Origin of the sequence: Allobosea sp. (assembly GCF_035944895.1) — a bacterium.
Lineage (GTDB): Bacteria > Pseudomonadota > Alphaproteobacteria > Rhizobiales > Beijerinckiaceae > Allobosea.
Map to the genome: position 1 here is coordinate 462239 of NZ_DASZAT010000006.1, position 18909 is coordinate 481147.

The 18909-nt window shown below is 66.6% G+C and carries 18 protein-coding genes; 14 read left to right on the plus strand and 4 right to left on the minus strand.

The features are described from left to right. Nucleotides 1-51: 51 nt before the first annotated feature. The 6 genes from VGV58_RS10765 to VGV58_RS10790 all read left to right on the plus strand — a co-directional run bounded on the left by VGV58_RS10765 (nt 52) and on the right by VGV58_RS10790 (nt 6368). The gene (locus VGV58_RS10765) at nt 52-1017 is read left to right on the plus strand and encodes an amidohydrolase family protein (protein ID WP_326874002.1); all 966 of its coding nucleotides are present in this window, start codon (nt 52-54) and stop codon (nt 1015-1017) included. Continuing rightward, nucleotides 1017-1559 (plus strand): TRAP transporter small permease, encoded by a 543-nt coding sequence (locus VGV58_RS10770; protein ID WP_326874003.1) that lies wholly within the window; start codon nt 1017-1019, stop codon nt 1557-1559. The genes VGV58_RS10765 and VGV58_RS10770 overlap by 1 nt, the downstream gene beginning before the upstream one ends. Next, entirely contained in the window at nt 1559-2842 is a 1284-nt protein-coding gene (locus tag VGV58_RS10775; RefSeq protein ID WP_326874004.1) for a TRAP transporter large permease subunit, read from the plus strand. The genes VGV58_RS10770 and VGV58_RS10775 overlap by 1 nt, the downstream gene beginning before the upstream one ends. Before the next feature lie 50 nt (nt 2843-2892). Next, nucleotides 2893-3888, plus strand: a complete 996-nt coding sequence (locus VGV58_RS10780; RefSeq protein ID WP_326874005.1) for a TRAP transporter substrate-binding protein — start codon at nt 2893-2895, stop codon at nt 3886-3888. A gap of 286 nt (nt 3889-4174) precedes the next feature. Further along, a complete protein-coding gene (locus VGV58_RS10785; RefSeq protein WP_326874006.1) occupies nt 4175-5500 on the plus strand; it encodes an LLM class flavin-dependent oxidoreductase in 1326 nt (441 codons plus the stop codon). A 376-nt stretch (nt 5501-5876) separates the two neighbouring features. Then, complete coding sequence (locus VGV58_RS10790) at nt 5877-6368, plus strand: GAF domain-containing protein (RefSeq protein ID WP_326874007.1); 492 nt, start codon at nt 5877-5879, stop codon at nt 6366-6368. Nucleotides 6369-6377: 9 nt separating this feature from the next. Here the strand turns inward: VGV58_RS10790 and VGV58_RS10795 are convergent, their stop codons facing one another. Beyond that, nucleotides 6378-7148 (minus strand): DeoR/GlpR family DNA-binding transcription regulator, encoded by a 771-nt coding sequence (locus VGV58_RS10795; RefSeq protein WP_326874008.1) that lies wholly within the window; start codon nt 7146-7148, stop codon nt 6378-6380. Nucleotides 7149-7437: 289 nt separating this feature from the next. On the opposite strand from VGV58_RS10795, the gene VGV58_RS10800 reads away from it, so the two are divergent. The 5 genes from VGV58_RS10800 to VGV58_RS10820 all read left to right on the plus strand — a co-directional run bounded on the left by VGV58_RS10800 (nt 7438) and on the right by VGV58_RS10820 (nt 13214). Further along, complete coding sequence (locus VGV58_RS10800) at nt 7438-8352, plus strand: PfkB family carbohydrate kinase (protein ID WP_326874009.1); 915 nt, start codon at nt 7438-7440, stop codon at nt 8350-8352. A gap of 190 nt (nt 8353-8542) precedes the next feature. Continuing rightward, nucleotides 8543-9949: a class II fructose-bisphosphate aldolase gene (locus VGV58_RS10805; RefSeq protein WP_326874010.1), complete on the plus strand. Its 1407-nt coding sequence runs from the start codon at nt 8543-8545 to the stop codon at nt 9947-9949. Between the two features lie 87 nt (nt 9950-10036). Continuing rightward, entirely contained in the window at nt 10037-11317 is a 1281-nt protein-coding gene (locus VGV58_RS10810; RefSeq protein ID WP_326874011.1) for an ABC transporter substrate-binding protein, read from the plus strand. A gap of 113 nt (nt 11318-11430) precedes the next feature. Next, on the plus strand, nt 11431-12324 hold the full coding sequence (locus VGV58_RS10815) for a carbohydrate ABC transporter permease (RefSeq protein ID WP_326874012.1): 894 nt from the start codon (nt 11431-11433) through the stop codon (nt 12322-12324). Next, nucleotides 12321-13214 carry a carbohydrate ABC transporter permease gene (locus VGV58_RS10820; RefSeq protein ID WP_326874013.1) on the plus strand — a complete coding sequence of 298 codons (894 nt, stop codon included), beginning with the start codon at nt 12321-12323 and terminating at the stop codon, nt 13212-13214. Before VGV58_RS10815 ends, VGV58_RS10820 begins: the two co-directional genes overlap by 4 nt. A gap of 141 nt (nt 13215-13355) precedes the next feature. Here the strand turns inward: VGV58_RS10820 and VGV58_RS10825 are convergent, their stop codons facing one another. Further along, complete coding sequence (locus tag VGV58_RS10825) at nt 13356-13832, minus strand: Lrp/AsnC family transcriptional regulator (protein ID WP_326874014.1); 477 nt, start codon at nt 13830-13832, stop codon at nt 13356-13358. 116 nt (nt 13833-13948) lie between these two features. Between VGV58_RS10825 and VGV58_RS10830 the strand changes: the two genes are divergently transcribed. After that, complete coding sequence (locus VGV58_RS10830) at nt 13949-15142, plus strand: diaminopropionate ammonia-lyase (protein WP_326874015.1); 1194 nt, start codon at nt 13949-13951, stop codon at nt 15140-15142. Further along, entirely contained in the window at nt 15142-15771 is a 630-nt protein-coding gene (locus VGV58_RS10835; RefSeq protein WP_326874016.1) for a glutathione S-transferase family protein, read from the plus strand. The genes VGV58_RS10830 and VGV58_RS10835 overlap by 1 nt, the downstream gene beginning before the upstream one ends. 141 nt (nt 15772-15912) lie before the next feature. Here the strand turns inward: VGV58_RS10835 and VGV58_RS10840 are convergent, their stop codons facing one another. Further along, nucleotides 15913-16542 carry an FMN-binding negative transcriptional regulator gene (locus VGV58_RS10840; protein WP_326874017.1) on the minus strand — a complete coding sequence of 210 codons (630 nt, stop codon included), beginning with the start codon at nt 16540-16542 and terminating at the stop codon, nt 15913-15915. 50 nt (nt 16543-16592) lie between these two features. On the opposite strand from VGV58_RS10840, the gene pdxR reads away from it, so the two are divergent. After that, nucleotides 16593-18059, plus strand: coding sequence for a MocR-like pyridoxine biosynthesis transcription factor PdxR (gene pdxR / locus VGV58_RS10845; protein WP_326874018.1), 1467 nt, complete (start codon nt 16593-16595; stop codon nt 18057-18059). Nucleotides 18060-18062: 3 nt separating this feature from the next. Here pdxR and VGV58_RS10850 read toward each other — a convergent pair whose 3' ends face one another. After that, a complete protein-coding gene (locus tag VGV58_RS10850) occupies nt 18063-18863 on the minus strand; it encodes an aldolase (protein WP_326874019.1) in 801 nt (266 codons plus the stop codon). Nucleotides 18864-18909 lie beyond the last annotated feature (46 nt).

Genomic DNA, 18909 nt, shown 5'->3' on the forward strand with positions numbered 1-18909 from the left:
GCCGGGCACAACCCGGACCACACCAGCCTTCCGCCGCAGCGGAGCTGAGCCATGGTGGCAAGCCCCGACCAGCGCGCCCGCTTCCTCGCCTCCGGCGCCGATGACGACCTGCCGATCGTCGACGCCCACCACCATTTCTTCGACCTCGCGCGCAATTATCACCCCTGGCTGAGCGATCACCCGGTCGCCTTCCGCTATGGCGACTACAGCGCGATCAAGCGCGACTTCATGCCGGCCGATTATCGCCGCGGCACCATCGGGCATCTCGTCGTCGGCAGCGTGCTGATGGAAGGTGAATGGGATCCGCGCGATCCGATCGGCGAGATGCGCTGGGCCTCCGAGGTCGCGCGCGAGTACGGCCTGCCGAGCGCCGCGATCGGCCAGATCTGGCTCGACCGCGCCGATGTCGGCGAGGTCGCCACGGCCTATCGTGAGATGCCTCTGGTCCGCAGCGTCCGGCACAAGCCGAAGGCCGTCGCCCGCGACGAGCACCGCCCGGACTTCGCCGCGCCTGGCTCGATGCGCGATGTCAGATGGCGCGACGGCTATGCCAAGCTGGCCGGCGCCGGGCTCAGTTTCGACCTGCAGACGCCCTGGTGGCATCTCGATGAAGCCGCGGAGCTCGCCCGCGATTTCCCCGAGACCACCATCATCCTCAATCATGCCGGCCTGCCGGCCGATCGCAACGCCGAGGGTCTTGCTGCCTGGCGCGCGGCGCTGGACCGGCTGGCACGCGAGCCCAATGTGGTCGCCAAGATCTCCGGCATCGGCGTGCCCGGGCAGGCCTGGACGCTGGGGCTGCAGGCGCCGGTGATCGCAGGCGTGATCTCGGCCTTCGGTGCCGAGCGCTGCGCCTTCGCCAGCAATTTCCCGGTCGACAGCCTCTGCGCCTCGTTCGGCACGATCTTCGACGTGTTCAAGGCGGCGGTCCGCGAACGGCCGGCAACTGAGCGCCTCGCGCTTTTCCACGACAACGCCGCGCGCTGGTACGGGCTCGCCGCCAACGGAGCCGCCTGATGAAACTACGCGCTTTGCTCCTGCGCCTGACCGAGGACGTGTTGATCGCCGGCTTCGTCGTGATGATCGCCATGGTCTTCGGCAATGTCGTGCTGCGCTACGCCTTCAGCTCCGGCATCATCTCCTCGGAGGAATTGTCGCGGCTGATCTTCGTCTGGCTGACCTTCGGCGGCGCCTTCCTGGTGGCGAAGGACGGCCAGCATCTCGGCATGACCACCGTCGTCACCATGCTCGGCCGCAATGGCCGCTGGTGGTGCCGCCTGGCGGTCGAGGCGCTGTCGCTGCTCTGCATGGGAATGCTGGTCGTCGGCTGCTGGCAGCAGGCATCGATCAATGTCGAGAACCACCAGCCGGTCACCGGCGTCCCGGTCGCGGTGACCTATCTCGCCGGCCTCGTCGGCGGCATCGGCATCGGCGCCCTCAACCTGATCGCGCTGACGCGGCTGCTGACCGGCCGCATGCCGGATGACGAGCTCGTCGTCGGCGCGGAATCGGAAGAGCTCACCGCCTTCGAGAACCAGCAGGCGGCGGAGAAGCGCTGATGACCGTCTTCATCTTCCTGGGATCGCTGATCGGGGCGATGATGCTCGGCATGCCGATCGCGATGGCGCTGCTGGTCTGCGGCGTCGCGCTGATGCTGCAGCTCGGCACCTTCGACTCGCAGATCCTGGCGCAGAACCTGATCGGCGGCGCCGATTCCTTCCCGCTGATGGCGGTGCCCTTCTTCATGCTCGCCGGCGAACTGATGAATGCCGGCGGCCTCTCGCGCCGGATCATCGCGCTGGCGGTAACGCTGATCGGCCATGTCCGTGGCGGCCTCGGCTATGTCGCGGTGCTGGCGGCGCTGGTCATGGCGAGCATCTCGGGCTCCGCGGTCGCCGACACCGCCGCACTCGCCGCGATCCTGCTGCCGATGATGAAGCAGGCCGGCTACAACCTGCCGCGCGCCGCCGGGCTGATCTCGGCCGGCGGCATCATCGCGCCGGTGATCCCGCCCTCGATCGGTTTCGTCGTCTTCGGCGTCGCCGCCGGCGTCTCGATCACGCGCCTGTTCATCGCCGGCATCGTGCCCGGCATCCTGATGGGCCTCGCGCTGCTGATCACCTGGTACATCGTCGCTCGCGACGAGCCGGCCGCCCGCGTCAAGCGCGCCTCGCTGCGCGAGATCGGCCAGGCTGTGCTCGACGGGCTCTGGGCGCTCGGCTTGCCGGTGCTGATCATCGGCGGCATGAAGGCCGGTGTCTTCACGCCGACCGAGGCCGCGGTGGTCGCCGCGGTTTATGCCGCCTTCGTCGGAGGCTTCATCTATCGCGAGCTGAAGCTCGAGCATCTGCGCCCCGCCTTGCTCGCGGCGCTGAAGACCTCGGCGGCGGTGATGTTCCTGGTCGCGGCGGCAATGGTCTCGGCCTGGCTGATCACCATCGCCGACATTCCTGCTCAGGTCTCGGCCCTGCTCGGCCCGCTGATCGAGTCCAAGACGCTGCTGATGCTGGCGATGATGATGCTCGTCGTCGTCGTCGGCACGGCGCTCGACTTCATCCCGACCGTGCTGATCCTGACGCCGGTGCTGATGCCGATCGTCAAGCAGGCCGGGATTGACCCGGTCTATTTCGGCGTGATGTTCATCATCAACAACGCCATCGGCCTGCTCACCCCGCCGGTCGGCACCGTGCTCAACGTCGTCTGCGCCGTCGGCCGCATCCCGATGGACCGCGTCATCAAGGGCGTCATGCCCTTCCTGCTGGCGCAGCTCGCCATCCTGCTTCTGCTGATCTTCGTGCCCGAGATCGTCACGGTCCCGGCGCGCTGGCTCTACGGGCGCTGACGCGCCCCGCTCTGCCTGCCCAACCAAAGACAAGACCGGAGGACGCCATCATGACCATCACTCGCAGGACCGCTCTCACTGGCGCAGGCGCCGGCATCGCCCTCTTCGCCATCGGCCGCCCGGCCCTGGCGCAGGCGGTGAAGCTGCGCTTCGCCCACCCGCATCCGGAGGCCGACAGCTGGCACAAGGCGGCGCTGCTGTTCGCCGAGCAGGTCAAGGCCAAGAGCCAGGGCGGCTACGAGGTCCAAGTCTTCCCGAACGGCGTGCTCGGCTCGGACGCGCAGACGATCAGCGCGGTGCGCGGCGGCTCGCTCGACATCTGCCTGACCGGCAACCCGTTCTTCACCGGCCTCGCGCCCAAGCTCAACGTGCTCGACCTGCCCTTCCTGATCCAGAGCCGCAAGCATGCCGCCGCGGTGATGGACGGCCCGATCGGCGACGGCCTGCGCAAGGAGCTCGAAGGCTCGAATCTCAAGGCGCTCGCCACCTGGGAGATCGGCTGGCGCAACCTCACCAACAACCGCCGCCCGGTCGCGACCGCCGCCGACCTGAAGGGCCTGAAGATCCGCACCACGCCGAATCCGGCCCATATCAAGGCCTTCCAGCTGCTCGGCGCGATCCCGACGCCGATGGCCTTCACCGAGCTCTTCACCGCGCTGGAGACCGGCACAGTCGACGGCCAGGAAAACCCGGTGACGCTGATCCTCAACGCCAAGTTCAACGAGGTTCAGAAGCATCTCTCGCTGACGCGCCATGCCTTCACCACCGGCCCGCTGGTGATGAACAAGAGCAAGTTCGACGCGATGCCGGCCGATATCCAGCAGATGCTGGCCTCGATCGCGCTCGAATGCGCCGGAATCCAGCGCAAGATGAACGAGGACACTGAAGGTTCGAGCCTCGCCGAGCTCAAGAAGGCCGGCATGCAGGCGGTTGAGAACCCCGATCGCGACTCCCTGGCCAAGGTCGTCACCGCCGAGGTCGAGAAGGAGTTTGTCGGCAAATACGGCAGCGACGTGCTGGACGCGATCAAGAAGGCGGCGGTCTGACGCTGCGGCTCCCAAACCGTCATGTCCTCCCTTGTGGCGAGCCTCCACGTCTTGAACACCGCGTTGCATCGGGAAAGACGTGGATGGTCGGGACAAGCCCGACCATGACGGCAAGGGCGTGTCAGTCCAGAACCGAATTTCTCCGGTTCATGGGCAAGCTGAGACGAACCCTCTCCATCGGCCGCTATCAAGAGACGATTCTTGGCTTTTTGCGCGGCGCCATGGCGCACCGCCCGACGCAGGCATAGCTCAGCAGGCTCTGAGCAACCGCCTGCCGAGGCCAGCCATGACGACCGCGCGCCAGCTTCACTTGGGGGCCTTCATGCGCCCCGTCAGCATCCATACCGGCGCCTGGCGCTATCCCGGCGCCTATGCCGATGCCAACTTCAACTTCGGCCACCTCAAGCGCTTTGCCAGGAAGTTGGAGGCCGGCAAGTTCGACGCCTTCTTCATGGCCGACCATCTCGCCGTGCTGAACATGCCGGTCGAGGCGCTGAAGCGCAGCCATACCGTGACCTCGTTCGAGCCGTTCACCCTGCTTTCTGCGCTCGCCGGCGCAACCGAGCGCATCGGCCTCGTCGCCACCGCCTCGACCACCTTCGACGCGCCCTATCACATCGCCCGGCGCTTCGCCTCGCTCGACCATATCAGCGGCGGCCGCGCCGGCTGGAACATCGTCACCACCTCGAACCCCGACGCGGCGCTGAATTTCGGCCTCGACGCTCAGGTCGAGCATGGCGAACGCTATGACCGGGCGCGCGAATTCTACGATGTCGTCACCGGGCTATGGGATTCCTTCGCCGATGACGCCTTCATCCGTGATCGCGAGAGCGGGCTCTATTTCGACCCGGAGAAGATGCGGCGCATCGACCATAAGGGCGAGCATCTCTCGGTCCGCGGGCCGCTCAATATCGCAAGGCCGCCGCAGGGCTGGCCGGTGATCGTCCAGGCTGGTGCCTCCGAGCCCGGCCGCCAGCTCGCCGCCGAGACGGCCGAGGTCGTGTTCGCCGCGCATGGCACGCTCGCTGCCGGCCAGGCCTTCTACGCCGATGTGAAGGGCCGCATGGAGACAATCGGCCGCAACCCCGACCATCTCAAGATCCTGCCGGGCGTGCTGACCGTCGTCGGCGACAGCGTCGAGGAGGCCCGCGAGAAGCGGGCGCTGCTCGATTCCTTCGTGCATTACGACAGCGCCATCGCCTCGCTCTCGATCGCGCTCGGCCATGACGCGACCGGCTTCGACCCGGACGGCCCCCTGCCCGAGATTCCCGAGACCAACCACAGCAAGAGCGGGCGCGAACGGACGATCGCGCTCGCCCGACGCGAGAACCTGACCGTCCGCCAGCTCGCGCAGCGCCTCGGCGGCTATGGCGGGCTCGCTTTCGTCGGCACGCCGAAGACGATCGCCGACGAGATGGAGCAATGGCTCACCGAGCGCGGCAGCGACGGCTTCAATGTGATGTTCCCCTATCTGCCGGAGGGGCTCGACGACTTCGTCGACAAGGTCGTGCCGGAGCTGCAGCGGCGCGGGCTGTTCCGCCGGGAGTATCAGGGACCGACCCTGCGCGACCATCTCGGCCTGCCACGGCCGGCCAATCGCCATTTCGCCTGAACCTTCCCCGGCGAGACGCCGCCGGGGACGATTTCGCCAATTGTCATCAAATCTTTGAACAGCCGTTTCATTGACCCCGGAACGGTGATTGCGAATGATCTGAACATCGGATCGCAGCGATGCGGGCCGGTCGCGGGATTTGCCGGAGCAGCTTGCACCGCGTCACCAATGCTAAAAGCGCCACGAGACTGTCGTGGGCTCCCAATCTGGAGACGCATGATGGTCTACGTGCTTTATTTCGCCAGGCGGCAGTTGCGGCGGCTCTCCGCCTTCCTGCTCTGGACGCGCAGCTGCCCCCCGCCGTCGGGCCAGCAATAGCCCTCGCAAAATCCGCTCCGACGGCGCATATCCAGCCTCGACTTTATGGAGGCGAGCCATGTTCCAGGCGACGATGATTTCGGCCAGCGACAAGCCGAGCTTCTACAGGGAGCTCGTCCAGCAGCTCGAAGGCCTGCTGCATGGCGAGCGCGACGCGATCGCCAATGCCGCCAACCTCTCGGCCCTGCTCTATGATGCGATGCCGCGGCTGAACTGGGCCGGGTTCTATCTGATGCGTGGCGGCGAGCTGGTGCTCGGGCCGTTCCAGGGCAAGCCGGCCTGCGTGCGCATCGCGGTCGGGCGTGGGGTCTGCGGTACTGCCGTCGCAAGGCGCGAATCCATCCTGGTCGAGGACGTGCACGCCTTCCCCGGCCATATCGCCTGCGACGCCGCCTCGCGCTCGGAGCTGGTCGTGCCGCTAATCCGTGACGGCGAGGTCATCGGCGTGATCGATCTCGACAGCCCGGAGCCCGGCCGTTTCGACGCCGACGACCAGGCCGGCATCGAGGCAATAGCCAGCCTCTATCTCGAAGCCAGCGACCGCTTCTGACTGCGCAGATCAGCCGGCTACGATCAGTTCGCAGCGCGCGTCGCGAATCATCCGCTCGGTCGCGGCCGACGGCTGGCGGTCGGTCACCAGCGTCGAGATCTCGCTGAGATGCGCCAGGCGCGACATCGCCACCCGGCTGAACTTGGTGTGGTCGGCGAGCAGGACCGAGCGGCGGGCGTTGCGTAGCATGGTGCGCCCGACCACGGCCTCGTCATCGCGATATTCGAGCAGGTTCCCGGCCGCGTCGATGCCGCCGATGCTCGTCATGTGCAGGTCGCAGCGATAATTCTCGATGAAGGCGGCGGCGTGCATGCCGCCACAGGCGCGGTTCGGCCCGAGCCAGTGCCCGCCGGTGATCAGGATCGAGATCTCCGGGCACTTGTCGAGGATCGCGGCAGCAGCCGTGCTGTTGGTGACGACGCGCAGGCCGCGCGGGCGGCGTTCGGCGATCGCCTTGGCGAGCGCGTCCATCGTCGTGCCGGGCGTGATGAACAGTGAGGTGCCCGGCGTCACCAGCTCGGCGGCGGCCTGTGCCATCGCAACCTTCTCGCCCGCCGTCTCGACGACACGCAGGCCGTAATCCGTATTCGCCGTCGAGAGATTGGCGCTCGCCCCGCCATGATGGCGGCGCAGCAGGCCACGGTCGGCGAGATCCTGCAGATCACGCCGCACAGTCTGCGGCGTGACGTTGAAGGCGGAGACGATCTCCTCGATCGCGACATAGCCGCGCTTGCCGAGGATATCGAGAATGTCGGCGTGACGTTTGCTCAGCGGTTCCATTGCAGGCCTGCTTCAGAGCCGAACCCGGATGGGTTGCATCAACCTATCGATGAAACCGTCTCTACGACCAGTGACGCTCTTCGCGCAATGCGCGTTTGCGAAAATAGTGTTGCGAAAGTGAAAGCGTCGGGCATCATCCGTCTCGCCGCGCAACCGGGTCCTGCCGGCACGACAGAGAATGAGATCCGGCGGGACGAAACATGCTGACCACACGGCCAGGAAGCCGGCGGATACGCCGCCATGCGAGCCTCATGCAATTGATCGCTTTTCCCAGCAAGGGATGGCGGGCATGAGCGGCCGCCTGATCGTCTGCGTTGGCAATCTCGTCCAGGACGAGGTCTTCGAGGTCGAGGCCCTGCCCTCTGCCGGCATCAAGACCGGCGTGCTCGATTATACGGAGCGCTTCGGCGGGCCGGCCGCAACGGCGGCGGTCGCGATCTGCCATCTCGGCGGTGAGGCCGCCTATTGGGGCCGGGTCGGCGCCGATACCGCCGGCGAAACCGGCCTGCGCCTGCTGCGCGGCCATGGCGTCGACTGCAGCGGCGTCGCGATCCTGCCGGAGGGACGCACGCTGCGGGCGATCGTCCTGGTCGACAGGCGCGGCGAGCGCAGCATCGTCTCGAACCGGCGCAGCCTGTCGCAGGATGCGAGCGTGTTGCCGCCGGGCGGGCTGGACGGAGCGGGCGCCGTGCTGGCCGATACGCGCTGGCCGGCCGCAGCGGCGGTCGTGCTGGATCGCGCCCATGCTGCCGGTATCCCAAGCGTGCTCGACGTCGATGGCGGCACGCCCGAGGACAACCGCCACCTGATCGCCAAGGCCGACCACATCGTCTTCTCGGCCGAGGGCCTGCGCGACTACGCCGGGGATGGCCCGGCCGAGGCGCTGCTGCGGCGCTGCGCCGACGGTTCCGACAAGGTCTTCGCTGTGACGCGCGGCAGTGCCGGCAGCCTCTGGCTGATCGATGGCGAACTCGTCAGCGTCCCCGCCTTCAAGGTCGCGGCGAAGGACACCACCGGCTGCGGCGACGTCTTCCACGGCGCCTATGCACTCGGGCTTTGCGAAGGGCAGAGCCCGGTCGAGGCCGCTCGCCTGGCGGCGGCCGTCGCGGCCCTCAAGGCCGAGCGCGCCAATGGCTGGGACGGCATGCCCGATCGCGCTGCCGTCCAGGCCCTGCTGGCAACCGGCGAAACGCATCCGAACTGAGGTTCGGAGCGATTGCGCATTGCAACATGGTTTATGTTGCAATGCGCGAAAACGATAATATGACTTGCGATAACGAAAACGCCATGCATTGATTGCGAACGTGATGAGGCGGGCTTCCGGCTCGCCCTACCGGAAGCCCGGACACCCGCCGGAGCTCTCCGTTTCGAAGCCGTTTTCGAAGGTATGACCCATGGCATGCGCCTCGCTCGCTGAGCTGACCGACGACCTCAAGACGATCGGCGTCGACCTCGCCGGTTCCTCGCCCGACTTCAGCAAGAGCAAGCGCCCGCCGGATGCGATGATCGACCGCTGGGCCGAAACGGCGGCGCTGGCCGAGCCGGAGACGCGCGCGGTGGCGATCTGGGCGATCCGCGAAGCCGCCCATGCCGCCGGCATCGTTCCTGCCTCGATCCAGGAGCTCTATCTCGCCTGCGCCGCGGGCAAATGGTCCGGCAAGACCGTGCCGGCGATGAACCTGCGCGGCTGGAGCTATCATACCTGCCGCGCGGTCTTCCGCGCCGGCCAGGAGCTCGATTCCAAGCTCTTCATCTTCGAGCAGGCGGTGGGCGAAGCGCTCTACGCCCAGCAGCCGCCGCTCGAATACGCCGCAGCGGTGCTCGCCGCAGCGCTGCGCGAGGGTCACACCGGCCCGGTCTTCCTGCAGGCCGACCATGACCAGATCAATGCCAAGGCCTATCTCGCCGACCCGAAGGCCGAGGTCCGCAAGCTCGAAAACATCATGCGCGAGCAAGTCGCGGCCGGCATGTACAGCATCGACATCGACGCCTCGACGGTGGTCGACCTGTCGCTGGCGACGGTCGAGGACCAGCAGCGCGTCAATGCCGAGCTGACCGCGCATTTCACCGAGTTCGTCCGGGGCATCGAGCCCAAGGGCGTCTCGATCTCGCTCGGCGCCGAGATCGGCGAGGTCGGCCACGAGAACACCACCCCGGAAGAGCTGCGCGCCTTCATGAAGGTCTATCTCGAGGAGATGGCCAAGCGCAGCGCCAAGCTGCCGATCGTCAGCAAGATCTCGATCAATTCCGGCACCTATCACGGCGGCAAGGTGCTGCCTGACGGCACGCTTGCCGAGGTCAATGTCGACTACGACCTGCTGAAGACGATCTCGACGATCTGCCGCAGCGAGTACAACATGGCTGGCGCGGTGCAGCACGGCGCTTCGACCCTGCCCGGCACGCAGCTCGCCAAGCTCCCGAAGGCGGAGGCGGTCGAGGTCCATCTCGCACTCGGCTTCAACAACCTGATCTTCGATCACCCTGCGCTGCCGCAAACGATCAAGGACCAGATCAAGGAATACACCTTCGCCAATCACCTCTCGGAGAAGGGGGCGGGCGAGACCGACGCGCAGTTCTTCTACAACACCCGCAAGAAGTCCTGGAAGGTGATGAAGAAGCCGTTCTGGGAGATGCCGAAGGCGGCCGAGACCGCGATCATGGCCTCGCTGCAGGAGATGTTCCGCAACATGTTCACCTGGATGAATGTGGGCGGGACCAGCAAGCTCGTCGACGACAACACCACACTGGTCAAGATCGCCCCGCCAGTGCCGGAGGCCCTGCGGAAAGCTCGCGCGGCCTAGCGCGCAACCCTCGTGACTACGGCGCGCCCGCAACGACGGACGCGCCGCTCAAGCCCAAAAACGATAATCAACCGGGAGGAAACGCATATGGATCAGCATCGCAGGTCTTCCTTGCTGACGCTCGCGGCGATGGCACTCGCCTCGGCGATCAGCCTGCCGACGCTCGCTCTCGCCCAGCAAAAAGAGGTTCGCTGGGGTCAGTGGAAGGGCACCGAGGTCGGCGAGAAGTTCATGGGCGAGCTCAAGGCCGCCTTCGAGAAGGACCATCCCGACATCAAGCTGACGCCGGTCGACTCGCCGTTCACCGGCTTCCATGACCGTGCCATCGTGCTGCACCAGGCCAAGAAGCTGCCGGACGTGCTGCTGGTTCAGGTCGACTGGGTCGCCGAGTTCGCCGATCTCGGCATGATCGAGCCGATCGATGCGCGCATCGCCAAGGAGCCGAAGGAGTTCTTCTCGAACATCCCGGAGACCTTCCACGCCAAGTGGAAGGGCAAGCAGTACTATCTGCCGATCGAGAGCGGCGCGGTCGCGCTGTTCTGGAACACCGACCGGTTCAAGGAAGCCGGCCTCTCCGGCCCGCCGAAGACCTGGGACGAGTTCGCCGAGTACTCGCGCAAGCTGACCAATCCGGACAAGCGCCAGTTCGCGATCACCGGCACGCTCCAGGCCGAGCCGCCGACCAACATGACCTATGACATCTACCCGCTGCTGCTGCAGGGCGGTGCGACGCTCATGGACCCTGCGACCAACAAGGCCGTGTTCAACAGCCCCGAGGGTGTCGCCGCGATCGAGTGGTACATCGACCGGGTGAACAAGGACAAAGTCTCGGTGCCGGGCGTGCTGAGCAATGGCGAGAAGGAAAAGCGCGCCAACTTCGCCTCCGGCAATGTCGCGATGATGTTCGAGGGGCCGTGGGGTGTCGCCATCCAGAAGCAGCTCAACCCGAACCTCAACTACGACATCGCCCCGCTGCCCAAGGGCAAGAGCACCGGCACCATGGTGCGCGGCTCGCTCAACACCATCAGCAGCCAGGCGCAGGACAAGGACGCGGCCTGGACCTTCATGAAGTGGCTCTCGGGCCCGAAGGGCATCGAGATGTGGGCGAAGGGTTCCGGCGGTTTCCCGGCACGTACCGACGTCGCGAACCAGGACTGGTTCAAGGAGCGCAAGCTCTTCCAGGCCTTCGTGACGCAGATGGCCCAGCCGAACGCGCAGTCGCCGTTCCTGTCGATGCCCAACGCCGTGCAGATGAACAAGGTGATGAGCACCGAGGTCCAGAATGCAGTGCAGGGCAAGAAGACCGCCAAGCAGGCACTGGATGACGCGGCAGCCGAGTGGAACAAGGTCCTCTCCGCGGCCAAGTGACCGGCTGACATCATAGCTTTCCGGCCGGATTTTCTCCGGCCGGTCCCTCTCCCCTCGCTCAGTGCCGGCCGCCCGCAAAGGCAGGCGGCCGGTTCCGCAACGATCGGCGAGTCATGCTGCTGACGCTCAAACGCAAATACCGCGAGGAATTCCTGGCCGCGTCTTTCCTGTGGCCATCCCTGCTGATCCTCGTCGCGCTTCTGATCTACCCGCTGATCGACGTGGTCCGCCTGAGCTTCCACGACAGCAACCTCCAGCGCGAGGTCTGGGTGGGCTTCGGCAACTATATCGCGCTCGCCAACGATCCGCTGTTCTGGCGCGCCTTCTGGCAGACCGTCGTCTTCACCGTCTTCAGCGTCCTGCTGCATCTGGTGATCGGGCTCGGCCTGGCGCTGCTGCTCAACATGAATCTCGACCCGACCTTCCGTGCCGCCGCGCGCGGCCTCCTGATCGTGCCCTGGCTGTTGGCGCCGACCGTCGCGGGCATGATCTGGGTGCTGATGCTGCAGCCCTTCGGCGTGCTGAACGGGCTGCTCGCCTCGCTCGGGATCATCGACGCCAACTTCACCATCTCCTGGCTCGGCGATCCCTCGACCGCGCTGGGCTCGGTGACGGCGATGAATGTCTGGCGCGCCTTTCCCTTCTTCATGGTGATGCTGCTCGCCGGGCTGCAGGCGATCCCGAAGCAGCTCTACGAAGCGGCCGAGATCGACGGTGCCTCGCTGTTCCGGCAGTTCTGGCACATCACCCTGCCGCAGCTGCGCGGTGTCATCACCACGATCGTGCTGCTCGACTCGATCTGGACCTTCCGCGCCTTCGACCCGGTCTATGTGATGACCGGCGGCGGGCCGGCGCACTCTTCGGAAGTGCTGGCGACGGCGATCTATTTCGACGGTTTCCAGAAGCTGAAATTCGGCTACGCCTCGGCCGAGGCCGTGGTCATGTTCATCGTGCTCTTCATCGTGAGCGCCATCTATGTCCGCCGAACCATGAGCAACCAGCAATGACCGTCGCCCAGTACGGCGCTGCAGCGCATACACGTCCCTATCTCGGCAAGATCGGCATTCGCGGGCGCGAGCGCCTGGTCAACGCCGCCTCCTATCTCCTGCTGCTGATCGCGATCGCGATCGTGTTCTTCCCGCTCGCCTGGATGCTGACGGTCTCGGTGCGTCCGAACATCGAGGTGATGCGGATGCCGCCGGAATGGCTGCCGCAGGTGTTCACGCTGGAGGGCTATCGCAAGATCTTCGAGAGCAAGCGCTATCTCGTCGTCTTCGCCAACACGATGGTGGTTTCGCTGGTGGTGACGGTGCTGTCGCTCATCCTCGGGGCGATGGCGGCCTATGCGTTGGCGCGCTTCAAGTTCGCCGGGCAGCGGGCAGTGCTGATGTTCCTGATCACCACGCAGATGTTCCCGCTCGTGCTGCTCTGCATTCCCTATTTCCGGATCTTCATCACGCTCGGGCTCTACGACACCCGGACATCGCTGATCGTGGTCTACCTGACCTTCACCCTGCCCTTCTGCATCCTGATGCTACGCAGCTACTTCATCAACATTCCGCGCGACATCGAGGAGGCGGCGATGGTCGATGGCTGCTCGCGGCTCGGCGCGATCTTCAGGACGCTGGTGCCGATGTCCTATCCCGCCTTCATCGGCGCCGGGCTCTACACCTTCCTGCTCGCCTGGAACGAGTTCCTGTTCGCGGTGGTGCTGATCGAATCCTGGGAGAACCGGGTGCTGACCATGGCGATCTACAGCCTGATGGCCGAGTTCGTCACCGACTGGAACACGATGATGGCCTTCTCGGTGCTGGCGAGCCTGCCCCTGGTGATGGCCTTCATCTTCCTGCAGAAATTCATGGTCCAGGGCATGACCGCAGGCGCGCTGACGTCTTAGGGTCAGCTCACCGGCCAATCCAACTCGTCATGCTCGCCCTTGTGGCGAGCATGACGAGTTGGACACACTGCCCTAGGGAAGACGTGGATGGTCGGGACAAGCCCGACCATGACGTGAAGAGAGCGGCTCTGAACTGGCAAATCAGACCGGTACCGTCAGCCCCGTCTTGACGCGGTCCATCGCGACGAAGGTGCGGAACTTGCGGATGTTGGCGTCGGTGAAGAAGAGCCGGCGGGTCAGCGCCTCATAGGCCGTCATGCTCGGCACCAGCACGACCAGCATGAAATCGACCTCGCCGGTGACGTAGTAGCATTGCTGCACCTCCGGCGCGGCGAGGAAGGCACGCTTGGCGGCGTCGATGTCCTTCGCCATCTCGCTGACCAGCTCGATCTCGACGAAGATGGTGATCGGGTGGCCGAGCGCCGCCGGCTCGACCACCGCGACATTGGCGGTGATGACGCCGTCCTTCTCCATTCGGCGGATGCGGCGCTGCACCGCCGGCGCCGAGAGATTGACCTTCTCGCCGATCACGCGCTGCGGCGTGGTGTTGTCCTGCTGCAGGACGGCGAGGATCGCCCGGTCGAACGCGTCAAGCGCGGAAGCGGAGGTTTCGCTCAAGTGCAGCTCCAGGAACAATGATTGCGAAACAAACTTGCAAGCTTGGCTGAGGATTGCAGCGCCTTTTTCACACCGCTTGCAATATCTCTTCACCGGACATCGCAAAGAGGCAAGCCATGCTCCTGCTCAACCAGCTTCCGGACTTCCGCCAGCCGCTCCACTCGACCGATGCGCAGACTCTCGGCCCTGATGGCGCGGACGCGATCGAGCGGCACCTCGCCGGCCGGACCGAGTATGTACCGACACCGCTGTGCGCCTTGTCCAACCTCGCGGCGGAGCTCGGCATCGCAGCGCTGCATCTCAAGGACGAGGGCCAGCGGCTCGGTCTCGGCAGCTTCAAGGCGCTCGGCGGCGCCTATGCCGTGACGCGCCTCGTGCTCGAGGCGGCAAGCGAGCGGCTCGGACGGACGCTCGACGAAGCCGACCTGACCTCGCCCGAGGTTCGCGCGATCGCGGCCGGCATGACCTTCGCCTGTGCCACCGACGGCAATCACGGCCGCTCGGTCGCGCAGGGCGCGCAGCTCGTCGGCGCGCGCTCAGTAATTTTCATGCATGGCGGCGTCAGCGAGCCGCGCGCCGCGGCGATCGCCCGCTTCGGCGCCGAAATCGTGCGCGTCCCCGGTACCTATGACGATTCCATCGTCGAGGCCGCCCGCGTCGCCAATGAGAAGGGCTGGACGACCGTCTCCGACACCTCCTGGGACGGCTATGAGCGCATCCCCGGCCTCGTCATGCAGGGCTATACCGCGATCATCCGCGAGGCCCTGCGCCAGCTACCGGAGCCGCCGACCCATGTCTTCGTCCAGGCCGGCGTCGGCGGTATCGCCGCTGCGATCGCGGCGCAGCTCTCGCTCGAGTTCGGCGAGAAGCGACCCGTCTTCACCGTGGTCGACCCTGCCCGCGCCGCCTGCCTGTTCGAGAGCGCCCGTGCGGGGCGGCCGACCAAGATCGCCCATGGCGCGCCGACGGTGATGGCTATGCTGGAATGCTACGATCCTTCGCCCCTCGCCTGGCGCGTACTGTCGCGCACGGCCGATGCCTTCATGACGGTCGAGGACGAGGTCGCGGTCGAAGCGATGAATCGGCTGGCGCGCCCCTCCGGCAGCGATCCGGCCATCGTCGCCGGCGAGAGCGGCGCAGCCGGCTTCGCCGGGCTGCTCGCGGCGCTGCGCGATCCGCAGGCGCGGGCGGCGCTGAAACTCGACGCCTCCTCGCGCGTCTTCGCGGTGATCACCGAGGGCGCGACCGATCCCGAGCGCTATGCCGAGCTGGTCGGGCTGACGCCGACCGAGGTCACCGGGACGGCGTGATGTCGGACGAGCTCACCCTGCTCTACCAGAGCCATTCGCCCTATGCCCGCAAGGTGCTGGTCTGCGCGCATGAGCTCGGGCTGGAGAAGCGTCTCGACGTCATCCATCATGAGACCAGCCCGACCAACCGCAACGACGCCGTCTTCGCCCAGAACCCGCTCGGTAAGGTGCCGGTGCTGCTGACGCCCGATGCCGGGGCGCTCTTCGATTCCGTGGTGATCTGCGACTATCTCGACCGGCTCGCCGGTGAGGGCTCGCTGATCCCGCGCGACGGACCGGCGCGCTATCAAGCCCTGCGCCTGCAGGCGCTGGCGCAGGGTCTGTGCGATGCCGGCATCGCCGTGCGCTGGGAGACCGAGCGCCGCCCAGAAGCGCTGCGCTATCCGCCGCTCGCCGAGGGGCAGACGACGAAGCTGCTCGAGGCCTATGACTATCTGGAGACGCAGGCCGACCTGGAGGGGCCGGTGACGGTCGGCCAAATCGGGCTCGCAACGGCTTTGGCGTGGCTCAGCTTCCGCCGCCTGCCCGACTTCCGCGGAAGGGCCCCAAGGCTCGCCGGCTGGTATGATCGCTTCAACCAGCGTCCGTCGATGCGCGCCACGCCCTATGAAGGCGAGACGCAGGACTGAGCTCCTATTCCATCTTCCTCGTCATTCCGGCTGGAGCGAAGCGGAACGCCGGAATCCATCGAAGGGCGCTGCGCTTTACGATGGATTCCGGAGCTGCGCTGCTCCGCAGCTTGTCCGGAATGACGGCCCGTTTGATTGGTGTCAGCCTTCCACCGGCACCATCGCGGCGACCATCCGGTCACCCGCCCGTTCGCTCGCTCCAAGCCCTTCTGCGACGCCGCGACGGTCGGCGAGCGGGCGGTTCTGGCTCATCTTGCGCTTGCCTTCGAGCCGGGTGATCGGGATCCGCAGGCCGACGATGCCGCGCAGCTGCGCCCGCACGAACTCTGGCGGCGCGTCATCGACCGCCCAGGGCTGCGCCCGCGTGCCCTCATGCAGATTGGTCAGGCGCGTCACAGCGTCGAGCAGGCGCTCGGGATCGTCGAAGAACTCGGCTGGCCCATAGGCATGCACTGCCTGATAGTTCCAGGTCGGGACGACCTTGCCGGTCTCACGCTTGGTCTCGTACCAGGACGGCGTGACATAGGCGTCGGGCCCGTTGAACAGGACCATGGCCTCGCCGATCGCCGCCTTCTGCCATTGCGGATTGGCGCGGGCGAGATGGCCATGGAGCACACCGAACTCTCCCTCTTCCTCCGCCAGGATCAGCGGCAGCGGCGTCGCGAGCAGCCCCTCGGCCGTCGCCGTGACGAGGGTAGCGAGCCGGCATGCACGCATCATCGCGTGGATCTCGGCGCGGTCGTCAACGCGGAAGGCCGGCGGCGTGTACATCGTAGGAGGCTCCTTGCGGTCGCCGCCCTCATGCCGCTAATCTGGCCTGCATGAAACGACCAGTTTCAAGCATTCCGACTGGACCAGTCGAAGGCGAGATCGGCGCCCAGCGCGGGGTCATCGCGGCGATCAAACGTGAGATCGCGGCCGGTGTCCACGCCCCTGGCTCGCGCCTGCCATCCACGCGGGCGCTCGCGGCCGAATGGGGCCTGTCGCGCACCACCGTCACCGCGGCCTTCGAGCAACTGGCAGCCGAGGGCTATCTCGAAACCCGGCCGGGCACACGGGCCCGGGTCGCTGCCGGATTGGCGCAAGCGGAGACCGCTGCGGGAGACATTCCTTCACCTCCCACAGCCAAGCTGTCCGCCTATGGCCTGCGGCTGGCCTCCGCTGCGCCCATTCCGTGGACCCCGCAGCCTTTCGCGCTCGATTTCCGCTATGGCGAGCTCGCCGGCGGCGATTTTCCAACGCTTGCCTGGCGACGGGCTCTCACGAATGCCGTGACCATGCGGCCGGCCCGCCTGCGCTATGGCGATCCGCGCGGCCTGCCGGAATTGCGAGCCGCCTTGCAGGGCTATCTCTGGCGCGGCCGCGGCCTGCGTTGCGAGATCGACGACATCCTCGTCGTCAACGGCTCGCAGCAGGGTTTCGATCTCTGCACGCGGCTATTGCTCGATCCCGGCGACCGCGTCGTCATCGAGGATCCCGGCTACAACCTGGCGCGCCAGGCCTTCCTGGCGGCGGGCGCCGAGCTTTCGCCGCAGCCGGTCGACCGCGAGGGCATGCAAACCGCAGCGCTGCCGCCGGCGCGGCTCGCCTTCGTCACGCCCTCGCATCAATTGCCGCTCGGCAGCATCCTGTCGGCGCCGCGTCGGCAGGAACTGCTCGCCTGGGCTGCGCGCCATGGCGCCTTCGTCATCGAAGACGATTACGACGCCGAATATCGCCACGGCGTCGGCCCTGTGCCGCCTTTGCGCTCGCTCGACCGGGCCGGCAGCGTGATCTATCTCGGCACGGTGTCGAAGACGCTCTCGCCGACCTTGCGGCTCGGCTATCTCGTGCTGCCAACGGCGCTGCGCGAGATCTTCGCCCGGGCCAAGCGCATGCTCGACCGGCACACGCCGGAGCTGGAGCAGGCAGCTCTGGCCGAACTGATCGCGAGCGGCGCCTATGAGCGGCATGTCCGCCGCATCCGGCGCCGCAATGGCGAGCGGCGCGCTGCCCTGCTGAAGGCCCTGCGCGAGCGGCTGGGCGAGCGTGTCAGCATCGTCGGAACCGATGCCGGTTTGCATGTCCTCGCCTGGATCAACGGGCTGCCGCAAGCGCGCGAGGCGGAGCTGACGGAGCGAGCCGCGAGCGCCTCGCTCGGCCTCTATGGCGTCAGCGGGCTCTATGATGGGCCTGATGATCCCGAGCGCCGTGCCGGCCTCGTCATCGGCTATGCAGCACTCGACGAGGCGCAGATCGCGGCCGGCATCGCGCGACTGGACGGGCTGCTGCGGGAGCTAGGCGCGTAGCCCTCAATCCCGGTACACCGGCTCTTCGGTATCGAGCTGGCGGCGGATCGAGGCCAGGTGCAGGCGCGCCGATTCCGGATCGCCCTCGCGCATCTGCCGATAGGCCGCCTCGGCGATCTCCGGCTTCACCGGCAGCACCTGGCGCCCTGTCGAGAGCGCCAGCGTCTGCACCTCGCAGGCGCGTTCGAGGTAATAGAGATCGTCCCAGGCCTCGGCGATGTTGGGGCCGAGCACCATGACGCCGTGATGCTTCATGAAGACGATGTCGGCGTCGCCGACCGCGCCGGCGATGCGGTCGCCCTCGCGCTCGTCGAGGGCAAGGCCGTTATAGTCGCGGTCGAACGCGGTGCGTCCGTAGAACTTCAGCGCCGTCTGGCCGGCGAAGATCAGCGGGTCGCCCTCGGTCATCGAGAGCGCCGTCGCATAGGGCATATGGGTGTGGAAGGCGACGCGGGCGCGCGGCAGGTTCTTGTGGACGCGGGCGTGGATGTAGAAGGCGGTCGCCTCGGGCTGGCCCTCGCCGGCGACGACATTGCCGTGGAAGTCGCAGATCAGCAGCTTCGAGGCGGTGAGCTCGCGGAAGGCCCAGCCATAGGGGTTGACGATGAAGAGGTCGTCGTAGCCCGGCACCAGCGCCGAGAAATGGTTGCAAATGCCTTCCTCGAAACCATAGCGCGCCGCCATGCGGAAGCAGGCAGCGAGATCGCGCCGGGCTTCCCAGACAGCATCGGAATCGAGGTTCGGCTGGTTCGGGCCGGCAGAGACGGCTGCCGGCATCGCGCCGGGCTTGAGAGAGTGTGCCATGAGGCCAGTCTAGGGCTGCCCCGAAGCGAGGCAAGTAAGCTGCCCT